The sequence below is a fragment of the Neisseria sp. P0022.S010 genome, from assembly GCF_051956635.1.
Map to the genome: position 1 here is coordinate 1 of NZ_JBQCXF010000027.1, position 23,528 is coordinate 23,528.

Sequence of the window (23,528 nt, forward strand, 5' to 3'; positions counted from 1 at the left end):
ACGTGCGCGTCGAAATCGACCGCGATACCGGCGAATACCAAACCTTCCGCCGCTGGCTGATTGTTGCCGATGAAGACTACACCTACCCCGACGTAGAAAAAACCATCGAGGAAATCCAAGAAGAAATCCCCGGCACCACCATCCAAATCGGCGAATACTACGAAGAGCAGCTGCCAAACGAAGGCTTCGGCCGCCAAGCAGCGCAAACCGCCAAACAAATCATCCTGCAACGCATCCGTGATGCGGAGCGCGAGCAAAACCTGAACGAATTCCTCGCTTCTAAAGAAGACATTGTTTCCGGCACCGTAAAACGCGTCGAGCGCCACGGCATCATCGTTGAAGTCGTCGCGGGCAAACTTGACGCCCTGATTCCGCGCGAAGAAATGATTCCGCGCGAAAACTTCCGCAGCGGCGACCGCATCCGCGCCCTCTTCCTGCGTGTGGACGAAATTGGCAATACCGGCCGCAAACAAGTCATTTTGAGCCGTACCAGCGGCGACTTCTTGGCCAAACTCTACGCCAACGAAGTGCCTGAAATTGCAGACGGCCTGTTGGAAATCCGCGAAGTAGCACGCGACCCAGGCCAACGCGCCAAAGTTGCCGTTAAAGCCAACGACCAACGCATCGACCCGCAAGGTACTTGTATCGGCGTGCGCGGTTCGCGTGTCAACGCCGTGAGCAACGAATTGTCCGGCGAACGCATCGACATCGTATTGTGGTCTCCCGAGCCTGCCCAATTCGTGATGAACGCGCTGTCTCCTGCCGAAGTAAGCCGCATCGTGATTGACGAAGACAAACACGCCGTTGACGTGATTGTTGATGAAAACCAACTGGCGCTGGCCATCGGCCGCGGTGGTCAAAACGTCCGCCTGGCTTCCATCCTGACCGGCTGGCAGCTGAACATCATGACCGTTGAAGAAGCCGACGAGCGCAATGCCGCCGAAGATGCCGTTATCCGCAACCTCTTCACTACCCACTTGAACATCGACGACGAAACCGCCGATATTTTGGTTGAAGAAGGTTTTGCCACATTGGAAGAAGTGGCTTACGTTCCGGCGGCAGAATTGCTCGCCATCGAAGGCTTTGACGAAGAAATCGTTGAAACCCTGCGCAACCGCGCACGCGACGCCATCCTGACCATGACCATCGCGGCAGAAGAAAAACTGGGCGAAGTGTCTGAAGACATGCGCAATCTGGACGGCGTAGATTCCGATATGTTGCGCAAGCTTGCCGAAGCAGGCGTGACCCAACGCGACGATCTGGCCGAATTGTCTGTTGACGAATTGGTCGAAATTACCGGTGTTGACGAAGAAGAAGCCAAAAAAGTGATTTTGGCTGCACGCGAACACTGGTTTACTGAAGAAAATAACTAAGGGGGTACTGAATGAGTAATACAACCGTAGCGCAATTTGCCGCCGAACTAAACCGCCCCGTCGATGATTTGCTTAAACAATTGAAAGAAGCCGGGGTCAATAAGAACAGCGGTAATGACAGCCTGACCACTGACGACAAACAACTGTTGACTGCTTACCTGCAAAAGAAAAACGGCAGCAACAGCGGCACCATCAGCATCCGCCGCAAAAAAACCGAAGTCAGCACCGTTGACGGCGTAAAAGTGGAAACACGCCGCCGCAGCCGTGCCGTTACCATTCCTTCTTCCGAAGAATTGGCAGCAGAAGCCAAAGCCAAAGTAGCGGCTGAAAACCAAAAAGCCGAAGCAGAAAAAGCAGCCGCAAAAGCTGCCGAAGAAAAAGCCAAAGCTGAAGCAGAAGCAGCCGCAAAAGCCGAAGCCCGCGCCAAAGCAGAGGCCGAAGCAGCCAGACTGAAAGCAGCCAAAGCCGCACCAAAAGCAGAAAGCAAGCCTGCCGAAGCCAAAAAAGAAGAAGCCAAACCGGTTGAAGCCGTAGAAGCTAAGGCAGAAGCAAAAGTTGAAGCCAAAGCAGACAACAAGCCGTCTGAAAAATCCGTTGAAGCTGAAAAACCGGCCGAAGCCAAAAAACCTGCCAAAGCCAAACAAGACAAAGGCGGTAAAGGCAAAGAAGCGAAAAAGGCAGCCAAACCTGCCGCGCCTGCCGTACCGCAACCTGTCGTCAGCGAGGAAGAACAGGCTCAACGCGATGAAGAAGCCCGTCGTGCCGCCGCCCTGCGTGCGCATCAAGAGGCTTTATTGAAAGAAAAACAAGAGCGTCAAGCGCGCCGCGAAGCCATGAAACAACAGGCCGAGCAAGAAGCAAAATCTGCCAAAGAAGCCAAATCCAAATCAGGCGAACGCAACAAACCTGCCGAGAAAACCAAAGCCCCGTCCGGCGAAGGCAAATCCGAACACAACGCGCGCAATAAAAAAGACGACCGCCGCGATCGTGACGAAGAGAACCAAGGCCGCAACGCCAAAGGCAAAGGCGGTAAAGGCGGCCGTGACCGTAACAATGCGCGCAACGGCGACGACGAGCGTGTACGCAGCGGTAAAAAAGGCAAGAAACTCAAACTCGAGCCGAACCAACACGCCTTCCAAGCACCGACCGAACCTGTCGTACACGAAGTCTTGGTTCCCGAAACCATTACCGTTGCCGATTTGGCGCACAAAATGGCCGTTAAAGGCGTTGAAGTGGTCAAAGCCCTGATGAAAATGGGCATGATGGTCACCATCAACCAATCCATCGACCAAGACACCGCCCTGATTGTGGTGGAAGAGCTCGGCCACATCGGCAAACCTGCCGCCGCCGATGATCCCGAAGCATTCTTGGATGAAGGCGTGGAAGCTGTGGAAGCCGAAGCATTGCCGCGTCCGCCGGTCGTTACCGTGATGGGTCACGTCGACCACGGTAAAACCTCCCTGCTGGACTACATCCGCCGCGCCAAAGTGGTACAAGGCGAAGCGGGCGGCATTACCCAACACATCGGCGCATACCATGTTGAAACCCCGCGCGGCGTGATTACCTTCTTGGATACTCCGGGTCACGAAGCGTTTACCGCCATGCGTGCGCGCGGTGCAAAAGCAACCGACATCGTGATTCTTGTGGTTGCCGCCGACGACGGCGTAATGCCGCAAACCATCGAGGCGATTGCCCACGCCAAAGCAGCAGGCGTACCGATGGTGGTTGCCGTCAACAAAATCGATAAAGAAGCCGCCAATCCAGAGCGCATCCGCCAAGAGTTGACCGCGCACGAAGTCGTGCCGGACGAATGGGGCGGCGATGTACAATTTATCGACGTTTCCGCCAAAAAAGGCATCAATATCGACGCCTTACTCGAAGCTGTCTTGCTCGAAGCCGAAGTTTTGGAACTGACCGCCCCTGTCGATGCACCAGCCAAGGGCATCATCGTTGAAGCACGTTTGGACAAAGGCCGCGGTGCGGTTGCCACCCTCTTGGTGCAAAGCGGTACGCTGAAAAAAGGCGATATGCTGCTGGCCGGTACTGCATTCGGTAAAATCCGTGCAATGGTTGACGAAAACGGCAAAGCCATCAATGAAGCCGGTCCGTCTATCCCTGTCGAAATCCTCGGCTTGTCTGACGTACCGAATGCAGGTGAAGATGCAATGGTATTGGCCGACGAGAAAAAAGCGCGCGAAATCGCCCTCTTCCGTCAAGGCAAATACCGCGACGTGCGTTTGGCCAAACAACAGGCCGCAAAACTGGAAAACATGTTCAACAATATGGGCGAAAACCAAGCCCAATCCTTGTCTGTCATCATCAAAGCAGACGTACAAGGTTCTTACGAAGCTTTGGCGGGCAGCCTGAAAAAACTGTCCACCGACGAAGTGAAAGTGAACGTGTTGCACAGCGGCGTGGGTGGCATTACCGAATCGGATGTCAACTTGGCCATCGCTTCCGGCGCATTCATCATCGGCTTTAACGTCCGTGCAGATGCTTCCGCACGCAAACTGGCTGAAAATGAAAACGTGGAAATCCGTTACTACAACATCATTTACGATGCCATCGACGACGTGAAAGCCGCCATGAGCGGTATGCTCTCTCCGGAAGAGAAAGAGCAAGTCACCGGTACGGTCGAAATCCGTCAGGTCATCTCCGTTTCCAAAGTCGGCAATATTGCAGGCTGTATGGTTACCGATGGCGTGGTCAAACGCGATTCCCATGTCCGCCTCATCCGCAACAACGTGGTCATCCATACCGGCGAACTGTCTTCTTTGAAACGCTACAAAGACGACGTCAAAGAAGTCCGCATGGGCTTCGAATGTGGTCTGATGATCAAAGGCTACAACGAGATTATGGAAGGCGACCAACTCGAATGTTTCGACATCGTCGAAGTTGCCCGTACGCTGTAATCAGACAGGCCGTCTGAAAAATCAGAAGCAGGTTTTGCAATGCGAAACCTGCTTCTTTTTTCAGACGGCCTTTTTACACTCTTCATAGTTTGAAACTATAGAAATCAATGTGTGGTATAGAAGGCACAAAACAATCAAACAGGGCAAAACCATTTAGTAAAAGAAGGGACGGCAAACACGGCCCGACAAGGCTCTCTAATTATTGTCATATCTTAATGTTTCTGTTGTTTTTATCAAATTTCGGCACTAGTATATATAGCCTAAACACAATACAAATTAAGCAATACCGGCCATATGCCGGATACGTTTACTTCCTTGTTACTCTCATCAATATCTAAAGAAAATATCATGACAACCGAAAAAGCAACCCGCATCCGCAATGCGCAATTTGAATTACGACATGCAGAGCAATTACAACTTTCCCCCTTTGCTCAAACAACCACAGGCACACCCGGGGATGACGTTTATTATGTCACCCGCAGCGACGATACAATCATTGAAGACCCAAACGGCGGCGATGATACGGTTTACAGCAACGTCAGCTATACCCTCCCCAACTACGTTGAAAACCTTGTTTTGACCGGTACGGCCAACATCTTCGGCGCAGGCAACAACAGCAACAACATCCTTATCGGCAATGAAGGCCGCAACCGACTCAACAGCGGCCGCGGTGACGACATCGTTTACGGCGGCGGCGGCAACGATTTCATCAACGGCGGCGAAGGCAACGACCGTCTTTTCGGCGAAACAGGCAATGACACCCTCAACGGCGAAGCAGGCAACGATGTGCTTGAAGGTGGCGAAGGCGACGATACCTACCTTTTCTCTGCCAAAAGCGAGCAAGACACCATCATCGACGACCAAGGCCACAACAGCATCCGCTTCCATACCGACCTGAGCCTTAACGATTTAACCGTCGAAGTCCGAAACAACGAAAACGGCGGTCAAGACTGGCTGATCGCCGTGAAAAACAGCAATGCCGTTTTAACCATCCAAAACCAATACACGCAAAACGGTACAACACCGACAGTCTCCCAATTCATCATCGGCACACAAAAACTGGATGTAAACAGCTTTGCTAAATATTTCGATATTTCCCTGACTGAACATACCGAAAGCGGCCGGACCATCGATGGTAGCGACGGCAATGACCACCTGATCGGCACATCAGGCGACGATATTATCGACGGCAAAGCCGGTGCCGACATCATGGAAGGCAGGGACGGCAATGACACTTACTATGTTGATAACGCAAAAGACGTAGTTATCGAACAAGCTAGCGGCGGCGAAGACACCGTATTCAGCAGCATTTCATATACTGCCGCCACCCACGTTGAAAATGTTACCTTGACCGGCACAGCCAATATTTTTGCCGCCGGCAACAACAGCAATAACATCCTGACCGGCAACGAAGGCCGCAACCGCCTCAACAGCGGACGCGGTGATGATACCGTTTACGGCATGGGCGGCAACGACAACCTCAATGGCGGCGACGGCAACGATTATCTGGATGGCGGCGATGGTAACGATGCCATCAATGGCGATGCTGGCGATGATGTTTTGGTGGGCGGCAACGGCAAAGACATCCTGAAAGGCGGCGCCGGAAACGATACCTATATCTACGGCGACAACGATACCATTATCGACAACCAAGGCATCAATACCCTCAAGTTTTCAGACGGCCTGAACAATACCAAGCTCAACTTGAAGACCATTCATAATGACGACGGCAGCCAAAGCTGGGAAATTACTTCGGAGCAAGGTTCAGCCCTGATTCAAAACCAAATCGGCGCAGATGGCAGCATTTCCATCGACCGTTTCCAGTTCAGCGACCAAACCTACACTGCCGCGCAGTTCCAACAGGCCTTCCAAACCCTGAAAGCCGAAACCATCAAATTTGTCGGTACAAACGGCGACGATACCTTGCATGGCGATGCAGGCAACAATGAAATTGACGGCGGCAACGACGGCCGCGACATCCTCTATGGCCACGACGGCGATGACATCTTGCGCGAACACAGCGAAACCTATTACGGCAACGAACCCGCTTCCGACGATAAACTCTACGGCGGCAACGGTAACGACAAACTCTATGCCCATGTAGGCGCAGACTTACTCGACGGCGGCGCAGGCAATGATTATCTGGAAGGCGGCGAACACAACGACACCTATGTTTTCGGAAAAGGTTACGGACACGACACCATTTTCGACTACAACTTCGGTTTCGACAACGAGGCCGGCCTGCATACGCTCAACGCCAACACCGTGAAATTTAGCGGCGACATTACCATTGACGACCTTGAAATTACCGTTGAAAAAGGTTACGACAAAACCGGGATTACCGACCTGCCCGACAGCAACCAATTTGTATCTCCACCCCTGCTGGATGGCGACACTTGGCATATCCGCATCAAAGGCACAGACGATGTTTTGACCATCAAAAACCAAAGCGGTATCTATGGGGCGATTTCCGAGTTTCAGTTTGACGGCAATACCTCATACAGCACGGGCGAGCTGATCAACCACTTCAAACTGTCTATCCCGCACATGATCGGCAACAAAAACATCGTCCAATACACCGGCCAACCCGTTGAAGAACTCAACCGGGATGTGTACAACAACTTCAACCACACCATCCATGCCGATAGCGACAACAGCGATTTAGATTTGTCGCGTTACACTTCTGTTGTCGAATACAGGGGCAACCGCAGCGATGAAACCATTACTTTGGGCCGAGGCATCAACATCGTTGATACGGCCGGCGGCAACGACACCATTACCGATCCTGGTGCCGACAACACCGTCATCATGTTTGGCAGAAACAGCGGCAACGACACCTTTAATCCGTATGGTGGCAGCGATACCCAAGTCCTTTTCAAAGAAGGGCTGACGCTGAAAGATTTACAGTTGAAAACCGGCGATGATTGGGTCTTAACCATCAAAGATACAGGCGAAACCCTGACCATCCATGATATTGCCAACAATAATATCGACAGCTTTGTATTTGAAAGCGGTAAGAGCTACACCGCCGACGAAATCAGCAAAGCACTGATTACTGAAAATACGCAAAACAACGGTATCCTGTAAAACCCAAAGGCCGTCTGAAACCTGAATTCAGACGGCCTCAGTCTTTTGCTGATTTATTTATCTTTCCGCTATATAATTATTCTCATTCAAGTTCACAAGAAAGAATAAAACATGGATGCCTTAAATCTTCTGACCACACGTCGCTCTTCCAAAAAACTGACGGCTCCCGCGCCCAATGCCGAGCAACTGGAACAAATGCTGCAAGCGGCCACACAAGTACCTGATCACGGCAATATGCGCCCTTTCCGCTTTACTGTGATTCAAAGCGAAGCCGGTTTGCAACGTTTCCGCGAGCTTTTGAGCAAGACCGTTACCGAACTCAACTTCGGCGATGACGTCATGAAAAAAGCCGAACGCGTCGGCAACATGGCACCCATGATTATCGGCGTTACATTCGTGCCAAACCGTGAAGTGGCAAAACCCAAACCCGAATGGGAGCAAATGCTGACTGCCGGCTGCGCCGCCTACGCATTGCAACTGGCCGCATCAGCCCAGGGCTTCGACAATGTTTGGATTACAGGCATGTGGGTCAACAGCCCATTGTTGCGCGAAGCGTTTGAGTGTACCGACAAAGACAAAATCATCGGCCTGATGATGATTGGCTCGCCGACAGAAGAAGGCGGCGGCCCGAAAAATACCAACCTGGAATGCTTTACCACTTATTGGTAAAGCCTAAAAACACTCAGGCCGTCTGAAAACCTGATTTAATGGTTTTTCAGACGGCCTTTTTATATCTATTATCGAAGCATCAAGCCGGATTCATAAATGCTTCAATTTCTTCCAAAGAAATATCCGCCGTTGCACCATGACGCGAAGCAACCAACGCGCCCAACGCACAAGCAAAAGTAATGGCTTCTTGAGGAGGCGCATTGTTCAACAATTTGTAAGTCAAACCGCCAAGAAAGCTGTCGCCCGAGCCGACAGTATCCACCACTTTGACACGGAAACCGCAATGGCGGTACACCTCGCCGTCCTTATACAAAACCGCGCCATGGCTGCCCAAAGTCACACACAAGATTTTGACACCGGTCAGCTTAACAAGGTAGCCGATATTTTGTTCGATACTGTGATAAGGAGAGCCGTAAGCCGCAGCCAATTCATACAACTCATCATCATTGAGTTTGACCATATCGGACTGTTTCATGGTCTCCAACAAGCGGTCAATATCGTAATGCGGCTTGCGCAGATTAACGTCAAAAATTTTAAACTTGGCTTCTTTCAATAAAACATCCAGGCTTTTACGCGAAACCTCGTCACGGGTTGCCAAGCTGCCGAAAACGAACGCATCGGATTCCGCCACTCGTTTGATTGCCGCATTATCATTCGAAATCCTGTCCCACGCGCAAGGATAAACAATCTCATAAGACGCACTGCCAGACTTGTCCAAGTGTACTTTTACCAAACTGGTCGCGCATTCTTGGCAAACCTGCAAATAATCAGTATTGACGTTTTTGCTTTGGACCTGGCGCAGCAATTCCTCGCCATCGGCATCATCGCCGCGACGGCTGATGATGGCAGCATCGATACCCAAAGACTGCAAACGGACAGCAACATTCAAGGGGGCGCCACCCAATACCTTTCCGTTTGGAAAATCGTCCCACAGCACTTCGCCGAAACTGGTTACTTTCATTCTTGGCCTTCCTTTTTTGAGGTTGATTGGCAGGGTCTGCACTCCCGACAGATTTTTTGCAAATCATGTACTTGTAGTAAAACTCCAGCATCGGGGGCAAAAGTATTATGTTTTAAAATATTGGGACTGACAAGCAATTAAGGGGACATCAGACAATAAACTTGATTCATCACAAAATTATATTGTTCCTATTTTTTCTTTTTCTTTCACATTTATCCCCTCTGATTTCATCAAAATAAAACATTCTGAAATTTAAATACAAAAGGCCGTCTGAAAACTGATTCAATCAATTTTCAGACGGCCTTTATTGAATTATTGCAGCATTTAAACTACAACTTCTTCTTTTTTCTTCACTTCTTTGGCAATGTTCTCACGGCTCAAGCCAAACATCAGCAAGAGCGGGCTGGCAACCAATACGGAAGAGTAAATACCGAACACAATACCGATGGTCAGCGCCATAGAGAAACCGTGCAAGGCCGCACCGCCGAACACCAGCATCGAAACAACCATTGCCTCGGTCGAACCGTGGGTAATGATGGTACGGCTCATGGTGGCGGTAATCGCGTTGTCGATAACCTCCGGAACAGTATGGCCGCGCATATGCGGTTTGCGGAAGTTTTCGCGAATACGGTCAAACACCACCACAGATTCGTTTACGGAATAACCCAAAACCGCCAAGATACCTGCCAAGACAGTCAATGAGAATTCCCATTGGAAGAAGGCGAAACAGCCGAGAATAATCACGATATCGTGCATATTCGCAATAATCGCGGACACTGCAAAACGCCACTCAAAACGCATGGACAAGTAAATAATGATACCTGCTACCACGAAGCCCAATGCCATCAAACCGTTGGTGACCAATTCTTCGCCGACTTGAGGGCCGATGAATTCGACTTGGCGCAAGGTAACGTCAGGATTGTCTTTTTTCAGCAAATCCATCACTTGGTTGGACAGCTGGGCAGACGTTACGCCTTCTTTGTTCGGCAGGCGGATCATGATGTGTTTGTTCGTACCCAATGCCTGAACCTGTACATCACCCATTTTCAGCGTATCGAGGCGTTCGCGTGTTTTATTCACATCAACGCCCTGCTGATATTGGACTTCCATCACCGTACCGCCGGTAAATTCGACGGAGAAATTCAGGCCTTTGGTTACCAAAAAGAACACGGCGGCGATAAACGTAACCAACGAAATAAAAGTCGTCAGTTTGCCGTAGCTCATAAACGGAATATCGCGTTTGATTTTAAATAATTCCATGTTTTACTCCTTGCCTTCTGCCATTTCAGCTTTCGGCTTCCATACCGAACCGATGGAAATATTTTGCAATTTGCGACGGCGGCCGTACCACAGGTTGACCAAAGCACGGAACACGACCACGGATGAATACATCGAGGTCAGAATACCGATACAGTGTACAACCGCAAAACCGCGTACTGGGCCGGAACCGAATACCAACAAAGCGATACCGGCAATCAGAGAGGTCAAGTTGGAGTCGACAATGGTTGCCCAAGCATGTTGGAAACCGAGGTTGATGGCCTGTTGTGGTGCGACACCGGCACGCAGTTCCTCACGGATACGTTCATTAATCAACACGTTGGAGTCAATCGCCATACCCAAGGTCAAGGCCAAGGCGGCAATACCCGGCAAGGTCAGCGTTGCCTGCATGGCAGACAAAATACCCACCAAAAACAAGATATTGGTACTCAAGGCAATGGTAGAGAAGAAACCCATCAAGCGGTAGTAAATCACCATGAATGCAGCAACAGCGGCGAAGCCCCACAAGGTAGAGTGGAAACCTTTTTCAATGTTTTCTTTACCCAAAGACGGGCCGATGGTACGTTCTTCAACAATCTGCATCGGCGCGGCCAGCGAGCCGGCACGCAGCAACAATGAAGTATCGTTGGCTTCGGCTGTCGTCATGCTGCCGGAAATCTCCACGCGGCCGCCGGTAATGGCGGCACGGATGACAGGCGCGGTAACGACTTCGGATTTACCTTGGTCGATCAACACCATAGCCATACGTTTACCCACATTGGCCGAAGTCAATTCGCCAAAAATACTGCCGCCCGCACTATCCAGGCTCAGGCTGACGGCAGGCGCGCCCATTTGGTCAAAGCTAGGTTGCGCATCGTTGATGTTGTCGCCGGTCAGTTCAACTTGCTTATTGACCAAGATGGTTTCCGGATGATCTCCACCGCTTGACAGCAATTCGTAACCGGTCGGCACATTGCCGTTCAAAGCTTCTTGCAGTTTGATCGGATCATCTTCCACCATGCGCACTTCCAAAGTCGCGGTACGGCCGATAATGTCTTTGGCTTTGGCAGTATCTTGCACGCCCGGCAGCTGTACGACAATGCGGTCAAGGCCGGATTGTTGGATAACCGGTTCGGCTACGCCCAATTCGTTCACACGGTTGTGCAACGTATTGATGTTTTGTTTAACCGCATCAGAACGTACTTTATTGATTGCCTCTTCAGACAAAGTCAGCACGATATTGTTGCCGTCCGGCAGCAGCGTGGCTTCAGGGAACAATTTTTGCAACTGAGGCAAGGCTTTTTGTACATCGGCAGCATCTTGCAAAGGCACGGTCAGACCGTTTTCAGTCTGATGCACCGTGCCGGTACGGATTTTTTCGCGGCGCAATTCGCGGCGGATGTCGCCGGAATAACGTTCAAACGTTTTCTGCATCGCGGCTTTCATGTCCACCTGCATGGTGAAATGCACGCCGCCGCGCAAGTCCAGACCCAGGAACATCGGATTGGCTTTGATTTTCGCCATCCACTCAGGGCTGTCCGCCAAAAGGTTGAGCGCGGTAATATAGCCCTCGCCCAAAGTATTTTCGATAACGTCGCGTGCTTTCAATTGCGTTTCGGTATCTTTGAAACGCACTTTCAGCGAGTTGTCGACGATGAACATACCATCAGTCTGAATACCTGCCTGTTTCAGCGCGGCATCCACTTTAGACTGGGTTTGATCGTTGATCACGATGGCTTGTCGGTTGGTCGATACCTGTACGGCAGGCGTTTCACCGAAAAGGTTGGGCAGCGAGTAAACAGCCGCAACCACAATCGTGAACGCAATCAGCAGGTATTTCCATAAAGGATAACGGTTCATGGTAAACCTTTGCTTTATTTATAAAGGCAAACAGCCGCGCTCGGAAAATGAGGCGGCTTTTTGCAAAAAAACGGATTATTCGGCTTTCGCAGCAATCGCGTTGCGCTCAACTTCCACTTCGATTTTCGCACCTTGACCGATGTCGACAGTGTAGAATTGCTCGCCGACTTTGGTCACGCGGCCTTTGAAACCTGCCGCCAAAACGACTTTATCGCCGACTTTCAAAGCGGCCAACATCGCTTGGTGCGCTTTGAATTTCTTTTGTTGAGGACGCATAATCAGGAAGTAGAACACCACCATGATCAGCACTAAAGGGGCAAATTGAGCCACTGCTTGATTCATAATATATCCGTTCTTTCAAGTTTTAGATTAAGTAAAAAACTGCACACTGCAATCAAACACATTGGTTGGACTGCAAAATTGAGCTATTCTAAAGGCCGTCTGAAAAATTTCCAAGTATTTCCGTATTTATTAACCATATTTAGCAGTCTTTACGACTTGTCCGACACATACTGTTCCATGTTCAAAAAAATCCTTTGGCGCATCAGCACCCGCCTGCGCCGTTTGTTTGGCAAAAACGCCCGCACCGTATGGATTTCGCATCCGATATTCCTACAGCACCAGCCGGGATCCAACCATCCCGACAGGCCCGAACGCATCAGCACCATTCAAACCGCCTTAAAACAAGAAGGCATTTGGCGTCGCCTGCAAACCGCCGAAGCACCGGAAATCAAAGATGCGCAGCTGGCATTGGTCCACTCGCGCAACTATCTGCACGAGTTGGAAGCCGCCCAGCCGCTCCCCGGTAAAATCCACCGTATCGACGACGATACCGTCATCTGCCACGACTCCCTCCAAGCCGCCCGTTTTGCGGCCGGCGCCGTCGTCAAGGCAGTCGATATGGTGATGAACAAAAAGGCCTGGCATGCTTTTTGCGCCATCCGCCCGCCAGGCCACCATGCCCACAGCAACAGCGCCGGCGGCTTTTGCCTGATCAACAACGTTGCCGTCGGCGTGATGCACGCCATTGCCCAATACCGCCTGCAACACATCGCCGTCATCGATTTCGACGTCCACTTCGGCGACGGTACGGCGGAGATTCTCCAAGACGATCCGCGCGTGATGTTTTTCAACCTGTTTGAAACCGACATCTTCCCCTTCCCTCAGGCGGAACAATACGCCGGCAATAAAAATATGCTGCATACGCCCCTCAAACCGGGCACAGGCAGCCGTATCTTCCGAACGACCATCCGCGAACAATGGCTGCCCAAGCTCACGGCCTTCCGCCCCGAGTTGGTGTTGCTTTCGGCAGGTTTTGACGGGCACAAACAAGACGAAACAGGCCGTCTGAACCTGCATGAAGCCGACTTTGCCTGGCTGACGCACAAAATCGTCCAAGCAACGGCAAGCTGTCAGGGACGCGTCGTTTCCGTACTGGAAGGCGGCTATACCTTGGAATCCATGTCCAAATCCGCCGCCGCCCACATCCGCGTATTGGCGGGCTTAAGCAAGGCCGACTACGTCGTCGCCTACCAAAAACATTTGAAGCGCGGCAAAAGTAACAATCCTACACCATAACGCATTCAAACTATTGACCCCAGGCCGTCTGAAAACAGATTATCCATTTCAGACGGCCTTTTTTTTTTCATTTACAAACTTTAATTTGAGCAAAGACAAACCATTTCCATATTATCAGTAGTAAAATAACAAACATAAAACATATCAATAAAAATACTTCACACGCCACACTGCTTCCCTTTCCCTAATTGACCGTCTTTTTCAGACGGCCTCCACTTTAAAAAAGGAGCGTTACAATGAAAGCAGCACGTTTTTATAACAAAGGCGACATCCGCATCGAAGACATTCCAGAGCCAACCGTAGCTCCGGGTACTGTCGGCATCAATGTTGCTTGGTGCGGTATCTGCGGTACCGACTTGCACGAATTCATGGAAGGCCCGATTTTCATTCCGCCTTGCGGCCATCCGCACCCAATCTCCGGCGAGTCTGCGCCTGTAACTATGGGTCACGAGTTCTCCGGCGTGGTTTATGCCGTAGGCGAAGGCGTGGACGACATCAAAGTCGGCCAACACGTTGTCGTTGAGCCCTACATCATCCGCGACGACGTACCGACCGGCGAAGGCAGCAACTACCACCTCTCCAAAGACATGAACTTCATCGGCTTGGGCGGCTGCGGTGGCGGCTTGTCTGAAAAAATCGCCGTCAAACGCCGTTGGGTGCACCCTATTTCCGACAAAATCCCATTAGACCAAGCTGCTTTGATTGAGCCTCTGTCTGTCGGCCACCATGCTTATGTACGCAGTGGCGCGAAAGAAGGCGACGTCGCATTGGTCGGCGGCGCAGGCCCAATCGGTTTGCTGTTGGCTGCCGTATTGAAAGCCAAAGGCATCAAAGTCATCATCACCGAATTGAGCAAAGCGCGTAAAGACAAAGCACGCGAAGCCGGCGTGGCCGACTACATCCTCGACCCGTCCGAAGTCGACGTCGTTGAAGAAGTGAAAAAACTGACCAACGGCGAAGGTGTGGACGTCGCATTCGAATGCACCAGTGTCAACAAAGTGCTGGACACCATGGTCGAAGCCTGCCGTCCGACTGCGAAAGTCGTCATCGTATCCATTTGGAGCCACCCTGCCACCATCAACGTCCACAGCGTCGTGATGAAAGAGCTGGACGTGCGCGGCACCATCGCTTACTGCAACGACCACGCCGAAACCATCAAATTGGTTGAAGAAGGCAAAATCAACCTTGAGCCTTTCATTACCCAACGCATCAAATTGGACGAATTGATTTCCGAAGGCTTCGAGCGCTTGATCCACAACAACGAATCCGCAGTAAAAATCATTGTTAATCCTAATCTTTAATCCCAAGGCTTAAAGAATAAACAGGCCGTCTGAAACTTTTCAGACGGCCTGTGTACTTGATAAATTCCCGAATGGACCAATTCTATGCCGACCATCCACTTATCAAGAGCAAAATTTCATGAATCCAAAATACGCCCCACTCTTTCAAACATACACCCTCAATAACGGCGTAACCATCAAAAACCGCCTTGCCGTCGCCCCCATGACCCATTTCGGCTCACAAGCCGACGGTTTGATCAGCGACCAAGAACGTACCTTCCTCAGCAACCGCGCAGGCGACATGGGCATGTTTATCACTGCCGCCACTTTGGTTCAAAAAGACGGCAAAGCCTTTCACGGCCAACCTGAAGCCACAGGCGAACACTGCCTCGACAGCCTGAAAGAAACCGCACAAATCCTGCGACAACAAGGCGCAAAAGCGATTTTGCAAATTCATCACGGCGGTTCCAAAGCCATTGATGACCTTTTAGACGGTCTCGACAAAATCAGCGCTTCCGCCAACGAAGCCGAACACGCACGCGAAGCGACCGCAGAAGAAATCGAAGCACTCATCGCCTCTTATGCGCAAGCCGCCGATTTGGCGCTTCGTGCCGGTTTTGACGGCGTGGAAATCCACGGCGCAAACGGCTATTTAATCCAACAGTTTTACTCAGCCCAAAGCAACCGCCGCAACGACCAATGGGGCGGCAGCTTGGAAAACAGAATGCGCTTCCCGCTGGCCGTTGTCGATGCCGTGGTTGCCGTCCGCGAAAAACACCAGCGCGACGACTTCATTATCGGCTACCGCTTCTCCCCTGAAGAACCGGGCGATGACGGCTTAACCATGACCGAAACCGGCGCACTGATTGACGCATTGGTGCAAAAACCGCTGCAATATCTGCACGTTTCCCTGTGGGAATTTGATAAAAAAATCCGTCGCGGCGATACCGCCCAAACCCGTATGCAGTTTATCCACGAACGCATCAACGGCAAACTGCCGCTTATCGGCGTGGGCAACCTGTTTACCGCCGACCAAATTTTGGCCGCCTATGAAACCGGCTGGGCAGAATTTATCGCCTTGGGCAAAACCGTGATGATTAATCCGCACATCGCCACACAAATCCGCGAAGGCCGCGAAGCTGAAATCGAAACGCAACTCGACCCGACACGCGCCGACCATTACGGCCTCCCCGACACCTTGTGGGGATTTGCCTCCAGCGGTACGCAATCATGGCTGCCGCCGGTAAAAGGCGCGGAATGGAAACCGATGGATATTTAATCATCGATTCATAAACAAAGGCCGTCTGAAACTTTTCAGACGGCCTTTGTTTTGGTGCAAACATTGAATTATCAAGCATTTTTTTGTACAATTCCGCATCTTTCAATCTATTGCAGGGCGTGTCGCACACGCCCTTATTTTAGCCTGTTTTCCAACACCCATATCCTTCAGGCCGTCTGAAAAAGCGGCCTGAAACTTTTTGCAAAGAAAACCATGTCCCAAGAAATCCTCGACCAAGTGCGCCGCCGCCGCACGTTTGCCATCATCTCCCACCCTGACGCAGGTAAAACCACGCTGACCGAAAAACTGCTGCTGTTTTCAGGTGCGATTCAGAGCGCAGGTACGGTAAAAGGCAAGAAAACCGGCAAATTTGCTACTTCCGACTGGATGGAAATCGAGAAGCAGCGCGGCATTTCCGTCGCTTCATCAGTGATGCAGTTCGACTACAAAGACCACACCGTCAACCTCTTGGACACGCCGGGACACCAAGACTTCTCCGAAGACACCTACCGCGTTTTGACCGCCGTGGACAGCGCCTTGATGGTCATCGACGCGGCCAAAGGCGTGGAAGCGCAAACCATCAAACTCTTGAACGTCTGCCGCCTGCGCAACACGCCGATTGTCACGTTCATGAACAAATACGACCGCGAAGTGCGCGACTCTTTGGAATTACTGGACGAAGTGGAAAACATCCTGCAAATCCGCTGCGCGCCCGTCACTTGGCCGATCGGCATGGGCAAGAACTTCAAAGGCGTGTACCACATCCTGAACGACGAAATCTATCTCTTTGAAGCCGGCGGCGAACGCCTGCCGCACGAGTTCGACATCATCAAAGGCATCGACAATCCTGAATTGGAACAACGCTTTCCGTTGGAAATTCAACAGTTGCGCGACGAAATCGAATTGGTGCAGGCGGCTTCCAACGAGTTCAATCTCGACGAATTCCTCGCCGGCGAACTCACGCCCGTGTTCTTCGGCTCTGCGATTAACAACTTCGGTATTCAGGAAATCCTCAATTCATTGATTGAATGGGCGCCTGCGCCGAAACCGCGCGATGCGACCGTACGCATGGTCGAGCCGGACGAGCCGAAGTTTTCCGGATTTATCTTTAAAATCCAAGCCAATATGGACCCGAAACACCGCGACCGCATCGCCTTCTTGCGCGTCTGCTCCGGTAAATTCGAGCGCGGCATGAAGATGAAACACCTGCGCATCAACCGCGAAATCGCCGCCTCCAGCGTGGTAACCTTCATGTCGCACGACCGCGAGCTGGTGGAAGAAGCCTACGCCGGCGACATCATCGGCATCCCGAACCACGGCAACATCCAAATCGGCGACAGCTTCTCCGAAGGCGAACAACTGGCGTTCACCGGTATCCCATTCTTCGCACCCGAACTGTTCCGCAGCGTCCGCATCAAAAACCCGCTGAAAATCAAGCAACTGCAAAAAGGCCTGCAACAGCTTGGCGAAGAAGGCGCGGTACAGGTCTTCAAACCCATGAGCGGCGCAGATTTGATTTTGGGCGCGGTCGGCGTGTTGCAGTTTGAAGTCGTTACCTCGCGGCTGGCCAACGAATACGGCGTAGAAGCCGTGTTCGACAGCGCATCCATCTGGTCGGCGCGCTGGGTATCGTGCGAAGACAAGAAAAAGCTGGCAGAATTTGAAAAAGCCAACGCAGGCAATCTGGCGATAGACGCAGGCGGCAACCTCGCCTACCTCGCGCCTAACCGCGTCAACTTAAATCTGACGCAGGAACGCTGGCCGGACATCGTGTTCCACGAAACGCGCGAGCATTCGGTTAAACTGTAAAATGCAAAGGCCGTCTGAAACTTTCAGACGGCCTTTTTTTCATTCGATATCAACCCAATAAATCCCAGGCAAACTTTCCAATGGTCAGACACAGCAGCAACATAAACCCGTAACGCAGCAGCTTGGTTCCGCCGCGTATTGCCAAGCGCGCGCCGACCACGCCGCCACACAAATTCGCTACCGCCAACGGTATCGCCCATGCCCACACAACATGGCCTTGCGGGATAAAAAATGTCAGCGCGGCAAGATTGGTGGTCGAATTGATGACCTTTGCCGAAGCGTTGGCCGCTAAAAAATCATAGCCGTAAAAGCGGACGAACACGAAAGCCAGCAGGCTGCCCGTTCCCGGCCCGAACACGCCGTCGTAAAACCCGATTAACGCGCCAAAAAACAAGCCCCATAAAGTTTCGCGGCGCGTCAGCTTTTCAGTGCGCACTGTCTGCCCCAAGTCTTTTTTCAAAAAAGTATACAGACACATGGCAATCATGATGACCAGCATCGCCGGTTTCATGTATTGCACGGGGAAATACACCACCGTTTTTGCGCCCAAATAGGAAGCGGCAAACGCCAACGCCGCGGCAGGCAGCAGCATTTTCCACGGCACGGGGATTCGGCGCAGATATTGCCCCGTCGCAGTCAGCGTGCCGCAGCAAGAAGCGAATTTATTGACACCCATCACCGAGGCCACAGGCGTAGCGTTCGGTAATAGATTGAACAAGCCGGGAATCTGCAACAGCCCGCCGCCGCCAACCGCCGCATCCATCAGCCCGGCGGCAAAGCCGACCAACACCAGATAATAAAAAAACGAATCTGCAAGCATAATGTCCATCTCTAAAAAGCAAAGCGATTTTGCGCGTGTTTGCCCGACCTGACAACCTACAAGGCCGTCTGAAAACAAAAAGCCGACATCCTGTTTTCAGACGGCCTTTCTTTTTAAATTCAGCCACTAATAAGATTGCAGCTTGAAAATTTTTCCATTAAAATGCCGCCCCCTGTCTTTCCCACACACAACATATTATGGAACATTCTACCCCGACCAAACACACGCCCCGCGACCAAATGGGCATCTTCGCGCATTTCATCTTCGCCAGCCGCTGGTTGCAACTGCCGATTTATCTGGGCTTGATTGTCGCCCAAGGCATTTACGCCTACAAATTCCTCAAATCCTTATGGCATTTGGTCACCAATCTCGGCATCATGGATGAAAACACCATCATGATGGCCGTGTTAAACCTGATTGACGTTGTGATGATTGCCAATCTGCTGACCATGGTCATTATCGGCGGCTACGAAACCTTCGTTTCCCGCCTCCACGTTAACGAACACCCCGACCAGCCCGAATGGCTCAGCCATGTTAACGCATCGGTTTTGAAGGTTAAGCTGTCGATGTCCATCATCAGCATTTCCTCCATCCATCTGCTGCAAACCTTCCTCAACGCCGCCAACCTGACCGAAAAACAAATCATGTGGCAGTGCATTACCCACATCTGTTTCCTGATTTCCGCCCTCGCCATGGCGTTAACGGACAAAATCGTGTACGGCACGACACATAAAGCGCATTGATTTCAAAAACAATCAAAAGGCCGTCTGAAATGTTTCAGACGGCCTTTTATTATTTGGCAATGTTTACCGGCTTATTGCTTACGCTTGTCCCACCATGCAAACAAATTGCCCAAAATCGTTCCCGATACGGAGTGCCAAACGCAGGCAACGGCGGCGGCAACGGCAGACTCGGCATTGCCGGGGAAAAATTTAGCGCTCAAACCGGTGGCAAGTCCGGCATTTTGTACGCCGACTTCAATGGCAAGGGTGCGTTTTTTAGCAGTATTCATGCCGGTTAACGCGCCGCTGTAATAGCCAAGGATGTAGCCGCCGATGTTGTGGGCGGCGATGGCAAGTATCATAACCAAGGCGGATTCGGCGAAGCGGTGACCGTGGACGGCCGCAACGCCGCCGACAATACACGCGAATGCGGCAACGGCAACAGCAGGCATAATCGCGCGCACGTCTTCAAACCAGTGTTTTTTGTGCAGCAATATATTGGCCACCGAACCAATGACAACAGGCAAAAGCGTTACAAGCAGCATAAATTTGAACATGCCCCAGCCGTCCATTTCGACGGTTTGTCCGACCAAATAAGTCATCCACAGCGGCGTCATCACAGGCGCGAGGACGGTGGAAACCGTGGTCATGCCGACTGAAAAAGCAACATCGCCTTTAGCCAAAAAACTCATGATATTGGACGAAACGCCGCCCGGGCAGGTACCGACCAAAACCAAACCCAGCGTCAATCCGGGCGAAAGGTCAAAGGCTTTGGCAATACCGATGGCGAGCAAGGGCATAATCGTGTATTGGGCGATGGCGCCGATAAAAATATCGAGCGGACGTTGTGCCAGAATTTGATAATCTTCCTTACCCAAAGTCATGCCCATGCCGAGCATGATGATGCCGAGTACGACGACTTGCGTATCGCCTTTTACCCACGAAAAAGTGGCAGGTTCGATAAAGGCGATAATGGAGGCAAGGACGATAATCAGGGCGGTGAAGCGGGTCATTTGCCGACTGACTGCGGTCAGAAAGTTCATATTTTTACTCCTTTGTATGTTTTTATCATGACAATAATTGCCATAAGTTAACGGATATTAACTTTTCTATGCAGCTCTGGCAATAACCATGTTTGATATTTCAAACATGAATGACCCGCCCTACCCTTTATGACCATAGGACTTAAGGAAAAATAGACTATTTTTCGTACTCCTTCTTCAATCTTTCATTCCGCCAACGATACCATTCTTCAGGACTCATTTTTTCCTCATCGGTCATGTTTTCCGAACAGGCAATAATAGTGAAATCAATGAAATGCCCTCCTCCGCGCACAACAGTAGCAGAAAAAACTTCTTTACTTAGATAGCATAGTGGCCACTCGCCTCGAAGTTGTCCACTACCGCATTGCGTATGATGTAGGCAAGTTGCGTCATCAATGACTGATAATTGCTTGTACGCTGTTCAATAGCATTTAAGCTGTTTTGCAGAGCATCTGTGTTGATTTTTATCTTGTTCATCAGTATATTGTCTTTAACAAAGCCGTAAAGCGTGGGTTACCAAATGGAAAGGGAGCGGTGGCACAAGCCCCCGTGTGATCCTGTTCGAATCAGGCAAAATGCTTTACAGCTTTTTCCATAACAGTTCAATCGCATTCAAACTAATTATCTGGTTTGGGTCATCAACAACAGTACCGGTATTAACCATATTGGTTAATAATTTCGCTTTTTTACCAGTAAGCGGATTTCGTGCCTCCGCTTTATAATCCATCGTAAGAATCAGCTTGCCTTTAATGATCATGCCTGAATCTCTTTGTTTACTTGGAATCAGTTTATAAAAGGCCGTCTGAAACCTTTTCAGACGGCCTTGTTTTGTCTATTCATTATCGACTTATTCGATATTTTGAACCTGTTCGCGCATTTGTTCGATTAAGACTTTCAGTTCAACCGAAGCTTGCGTGCATTCGGCGGCGATGGCTTTGCTGCCCAAGGTATTGGCCTCGCGGTTGAGCTCCTGCATCAGAAAATCCAAACGTTTGCCTACGTCGCCCTTGCCTTCGGTAACGATGCGGCGCACTTCGGCGATATGGGTGCGCAAACGGCTGAATTCCTCATCCACATCGGATTTTTGGATGAACAAAGCAAATTCTTGTTGCAAACGGTCGTTGTCGATATTGCCGACGGCTTCTGCCAAACGGGCTTTGACTTTGTCCATATGCGCCTGCAGAAGGCTGGGGAACAATTCGTTCAAAGCGTCCACAATCTCTTCCATGCCGTCCAGACGTTGCAGCAGGTGCTCGCCCAGTTTTTTGCCTTCGCGTTTGCGGGCGGCTGCAAACTCTTTCAAAGCGCTGGTCAATAAATCTTTAACGCCTTTGGCCAAAGCTTCGGCATCTTCGCCCTGACCCGCCAAAACGCCGGGAAAACGCAAAACATCGGCCACGCTCAATTTGGCAAAATCATGCTCCTTGCGCCAAGTTTTGTTCAAATGCGCCAGTTGGGCAACCAAATCCTGATTGACCTCCAAAGTCTGTCCGCCCGAGGAGGCATCCTGAAGCTGGATGCGGCATTCCAATTTACCGCGCGCCACGGCTGCGGCAATCTGCTCGCGCAACGCGCCTTCCAAATAGCGCAACTCTTCCGGCATACGGAATTGGACATCCAAATAACGATGATTGACCGCGCGGATTTCCAAATTAATCCGCTTGCCGCCGCATTCGCCTGCGGCATTGGCAAAGCCGGTCATGCTGTGGATTTGAATATTTCGTCTTGTAGCCATGGTTTTACTCCGTTTCCAAATACGAGTGAAAGTACGGATACTATAACACACCCGACCGCCGATTTTCAGACGGCCTTTGCCGCCAAATTCCTCTATAATTCAAGGCAACCTGTTTTTTATTCCCCCAAAGGACCATCATGAGCGACTACACACGCATCGGCCGCGCCGCAGACAGCCTTCGCAACATCAAAATTACCCCAAACTTCCTCCCCCACGCCGACGGTTCCTGCCTTATCGAGTGCGGCAACACCAAAGTAATTTGCACCGCCTCCATCGACGAAAATGTTCCACCGTTCCTGCGCGGCAAAGAACAAGGCTGGGTAACGGCCGAATACGGCATGCTGCCGGCTTCCACCGCCTCCCGTATGCGCCGCGAGGCCGCCGCAGGCAAACAATCCGGCCGCACACAAGAAATCCAACGCCTGATCGGCCGCTCGCTGCGCGCCGTCGTCGATATGGAAAAACTCGGCGAACGCCAAATCCTGATTGACTGCGACGTCATCCAAGCCGACGGCGGCACGCGTACCGCCTCCATTACCGGCGCCTACGTTGCCCTGCAAATCGCCGTGGACAAACTCCTTTCAGACGGCCTCATCAGCGAAAATCCCATCCGCGAAGCCGTTGCCGCCGTTTCCGCCGGCGTGGTGGGAGGCGTACCGCTTCTGGACTTGGACTATCCCGAAGACTCAGGCTGCGACAGCGACGTCAACATCATCATGACCGCATCTGGCAAAATCATCGAAATCCAAGGTACGGCCGAAGGCGCACCGTTCAGCATCGAAGAATTGGGCAAACTCATTGCCCTCGCCCATAAAGGCATTGCCGAATTGGTCCAACACCAAAAGGCCGCCCTTTTATCCCGATAATCAGCAAGGCCGTCTGAAAACTTTCAGACGGCCTTTTTTAACCCCGTCCATTTATGCGCATTTACTCAAAAAAGCGCGTCCCATCCTTGAATTTCATGTAAAAAATAGTAATAATAACCCTTTTTCCAGCAAACCAAGCTGCCCGACAAACCCCACAAGAAAGCACGAAACATGGCGTTAATCGTACATAAATACGGCGGCACATCAGTAGGCTCGCCCGAACGCATCAAAAACGTAGCCAAACGTGTCGCCAAAGCCCGCGCCGAAGGACACGACA

Annotated in this window: 18 protein-coding genes; 10 read left to right on the forward strand and 8 right to left on the reverse strand. The window is 51.2% G+C overall.

All coding sequences use genetic code 11. The features are described from left to right. The 4 genes from nusA to ACTHUT_RS04950 form a co-directional block, all read left to right on the forward strand. The coding region (gene nusA, locus ACTHUT_RS04935) for a transcription termination factor NusA (RefSeq protein WP_440418692.1) at positions 1–1,373 on the forward strand (1,373 nt) is incomplete at its 5' end. Positions 1,374–1,384: 11 nt separating this feature from the next. After that, positions 1,385–4,285: a translation initiation factor IF-2 gene (gene infB / locus ACTHUT_RS04940; RefSeq protein ID WP_440385583.1), complete on the forward strand. Its 2,901-nt coding sequence runs from the start codon at positions 1,385–1,387 to the stop codon at positions 4,283–4,285. 348 nt (positions 4,286–4,633) lie between these two features. Further along, positions 4,634–7,372 carry a calcium-binding protein gene (locus ACTHUT_RS04945; protein ID WP_440385582.1) on the forward strand — a complete coding sequence of 913 codons (2,739 nt, stop codon included), beginning with the start codon at positions 4,634–4,636 and terminating at the stop codon, positions 7,370–7,372. A 111-nt stretch (positions 7,373–7,483) separates the two neighbouring features. Continuing rightward, positions 7,484–8,041: a nitroreductase family protein gene (locus ACTHUT_RS04950; protein WP_440385581.1), complete on the forward strand. Its 558-nt coding sequence runs from the start codon at positions 7,484–7,486 to the stop codon at positions 8,039–8,041. A gap of 79 nt (positions 8,042–8,120) precedes the next feature. On the opposite strand, the gene ACTHUT_RS04955 is transcribed toward ACTHUT_RS04950, so the two are convergent. The 4 genes from ACTHUT_RS04955 to yajC all read right to left on the reverse strand — a co-directional run bounded on the left by ACTHUT_RS04955 (position 8,121) and on the right by yajC (position 12,461). Next, complete coding sequence (locus ACTHUT_RS04955) at positions 8,121–9,002, reverse strand: carbohydrate kinase family protein (protein ID WP_440385580.1); 882 nt, start codon at positions 9,000–9,002, stop codon at positions 8,121–8,123. Positions 9,003–9,326: 324 nt separating this feature from the next. Continuing rightward, a complete protein-coding gene (secF, locus tag ACTHUT_RS04960) occupies positions 9,327–10,262 on the reverse strand; it encodes a protein translocase subunit SecF (protein WP_003686183.1) in 936 nt (311 codons plus the stop codon). A 3-nt stretch (positions 10,263–10,265) separates the two neighbouring features. Further along, positions 10,266–12,119, reverse strand: coding sequence for a protein translocase subunit SecD (gene secD / locus ACTHUT_RS04965; RefSeq protein ID WP_003745673.1), 1,854 nt, complete (start codon positions 12,117–12,119; stop codon positions 10,266–10,268). 75 nt (positions 12,120–12,194) lie between these two features. Then, positions 12,195–12,461 carry a preprotein translocase subunit YajC gene (gene yajC / locus ACTHUT_RS04970; RefSeq protein ID WP_003675720.1) on the reverse strand — a complete coding sequence of 89 codons (267 nt, stop codon included), beginning with the start codon at positions 12,459–12,461 and terminating at the stop codon, positions 12,195–12,197. Between the two features lie 177 nt (positions 12,462–12,638). Between yajC and ACTHUT_RS04975 the strand changes: the two genes are divergently transcribed. From ACTHUT_RS04975 to ACTHUT_RS04990, 4 genes are all read left to right on the forward strand, one after another. Beyond that, positions 12,639–13,697 carry a histone deacetylase family protein gene (locus ACTHUT_RS04975; protein WP_440385579.1) on the forward strand — a complete coding sequence of 353 codons (1,059 nt, stop codon included), beginning with the start codon at positions 12,639–12,641 and terminating at the stop codon, positions 13,695–13,697. A gap of 236 nt (positions 13,698–13,933) precedes the next feature. Next, complete coding sequence (locus tag ACTHUT_RS04980) at positions 13,934–14,998, forward strand: 2,3-butanediol dehydrogenase (protein WP_003745670.1); 1,065 nt, start codon at positions 13,934–13,936, stop codon at positions 14,996–14,998. Between the two features lie 118 nt (positions 14,999–15,116). Next, positions 15,117–16,256: an NADH-dependent flavin oxidoreductase gene (locus ACTHUT_RS04985; RefSeq protein ID WP_440385578.1), complete on the forward strand. Its 1,140-nt coding sequence runs from the start codon at positions 15,117–15,119 to the stop codon at positions 16,254–16,256. Positions 16,257–16,469: 213 nt separating this feature from the next. Continuing rightward, positions 16,470–18,065, forward strand: coding sequence for a peptide chain release factor 3 (locus ACTHUT_RS04990; RefSeq protein ID WP_070588308.1), 1,596 nt, complete (start codon positions 16,470–16,472; stop codon positions 18,063–18,065). 49 nt (positions 18,066–18,114) lie between these two features. On the opposite strand, the gene ACTHUT_RS04995 is transcribed toward ACTHUT_RS04990, so the two are convergent. Continuing rightward, positions 18,115–18,885, reverse strand: a complete 771-nt coding sequence (locus tag ACTHUT_RS04995) for a sulfite exporter TauE/SafE family protein (RefSeq protein WP_254322192.1) — start codon at positions 18,883–18,885, stop codon at positions 18,115–18,117. Between the two features lie 197 nt (positions 18,886–19,082). Between ACTHUT_RS04995 and ACTHUT_RS05000 the strand changes: the two genes are divergently transcribed. Continuing rightward, positions 19,083–19,628: a TIGR00645 family protein gene (locus ACTHUT_RS05000; RefSeq protein WP_440385577.1), complete on the forward strand. Its 546-nt coding sequence runs from the start codon at positions 19,083–19,085 to the stop codon at positions 19,626–19,628. A 71-nt stretch (positions 19,629–19,699) separates the two neighbouring features. On the opposite strand, the gene ACTHUT_RS05005 is transcribed toward ACTHUT_RS05000, so the two are convergent. The 3 genes from ACTHUT_RS05005 to ACTHUT_RS05015 all read right to left on the reverse strand — a co-directional run bounded on the left by ACTHUT_RS05005 (position 19,700) and on the right by ACTHUT_RS05015 (position 22,385). Next, complete coding sequence (locus ACTHUT_RS05005) at positions 19,700–20,650, reverse strand: bile acid:sodium symporter family protein (protein WP_440385576.1); 951 nt, start codon at positions 20,648–20,650, stop codon at positions 19,700–19,702. A gap of 580 nt (positions 20,651–21,230) precedes the next feature. Further along, positions 21,231–21,407, reverse strand: coding sequence for a hypothetical protein (locus ACTHUT_RS05010; protein WP_440385575.1), 177 nt, complete (start codon positions 21,405–21,407; stop codon positions 21,231–21,233). A 90-nt stretch (positions 21,408–21,497) separates the two neighbouring features. Continuing rightward, on the reverse strand, positions 21,498–22,385 hold the full coding sequence (locus ACTHUT_RS05015; protein WP_440385574.1) for a YicC/YloC family endoribonuclease: 888 nt from the start codon (positions 22,383–22,385) through the stop codon (positions 21,498–21,500). A 137-nt stretch (positions 22,386–22,522) separates the two neighbouring features. Between ACTHUT_RS05015 and rph the strand changes: the two genes are divergently transcribed. Beyond that, the gene (rph, locus tag ACTHUT_RS05020; protein WP_440385573.1) at positions 22,523–23,251 is read left to right on the forward strand and encodes a ribonuclease PH; all 729 of its coding nucleotides are present in this window, start codon (positions 22,523–22,525) and stop codon (positions 23,249–23,251) included. The last annotated feature ends 277 nt before the right edge of the window (positions 23,252–23,528 follow it).

Excerpts from the sequence above, each read along its gene's own strand:
- infB (WP_440385583.1), top strand. The coding sequence starts at position 1,385 with ATGAGTAATACAACCGTAGCGCAATTTGCCGCCGAACTAAACCGCCCC.
- ACTHUT_RS04945 (WP_440385582.1), top strand. The coding sequence starts at position 4,634 with ATGACAACCGAAAAAGCAACCCGCATCCGCAATGCGCAATTTGAATTA.
- ACTHUT_RS04950 (WP_440385581.1), top strand. The coding sequence starts at position 7,484 with ATGGATGCCTTAAATCTTCTGACCACACGTCGCTCTTCCAAAAAACTG.
- ACTHUT_RS04955 (WP_440385580.1), bottom strand. The coding sequence starts at position 9,002 with ATGAAAGTAACCAGTTTCGGCGAAGTGCTGTGGGACGATTTTCCAAAC.
- secF (WP_003686183.1), bottom strand. The coding sequence starts at position 10,262 with ATGGAATTATTTAAAATCAAACGCGATATTCCGTTTATGAGCTACGGC.
- secD (WP_003745673.1), bottom strand. The coding sequence starts at position 12,119 with ATGAACCGTTATCCTTTATGGAAATACCTGCTGATTGCGTTCACGATT.
- yajC (WP_003675720.1), bottom strand. The coding sequence starts at position 12,461 with ATGAATCAAGCAGTGGCTCAATTTGCCCCTTTAGTGCTGATCATGGTG.
- ACTHUT_RS04975 (WP_440385579.1), top strand. The coding sequence starts at position 12,639 with ATGTTCAAAAAAATCCTTTGGCGCATCAGCACCCGCCTGCGCCGTTTG.
- ACTHUT_RS04980 (WP_003745670.1), top strand. The coding sequence starts at position 13,934 with ATGAAAGCAGCACGTTTTTATAACAAAGGCGACATCCGCATCGAAGAC.
- ACTHUT_RS04985 (WP_440385578.1), top strand. The coding sequence starts at position 15,117 with ATGAATCCAAAATACGCCCCACTCTTTCAAACATACACCCTCAATAAC.
- ACTHUT_RS04990 (WP_070588308.1), top strand. The coding sequence starts at position 16,470 with ATGTCCCAAGAAATCCTCGACCAAGTGCGCCGCCGCCGCACGTTTGCC.
- ACTHUT_RS04995 (WP_254322192.1), bottom strand. The coding sequence starts at position 18,885 with ATGCTTGCAGATTCGTTTTTTTATTATCTGGTGTTGGTCGGCTTTGCC.
- ACTHUT_RS05000 (WP_440385577.1), top strand. The coding sequence starts at position 19,083 with ATGGAACATTCTACCCCGACCAAACACACGCCCCGCGACCAAATGGGC.
- ACTHUT_RS05005 (WP_440385576.1), bottom strand. The coding sequence starts at position 20,650 with ATGAACTTTCTGACCGCAGTCAGTCGGCAAATGACCCGCTTCACCGCC.
- ACTHUT_RS05010 (WP_440385575.1), bottom strand. The coding sequence starts at position 21,407 with ATGATCATTAAAGGCAAGCTGATTCTTACGATGGATTATAAAGCGGAG.
- ACTHUT_RS05015 (WP_440385574.1), bottom strand. The coding sequence starts at position 22,385 with ATGGCTACAAGACGAAATATTCAAATCCACAGCATGACCGGCTTTGCC.
- rph (WP_440385573.1), top strand. The coding sequence starts at position 22,523 with ATGAGCGACTACACACGCATCGGCCGCGCCGCAGACAGCCTTCGCAAC.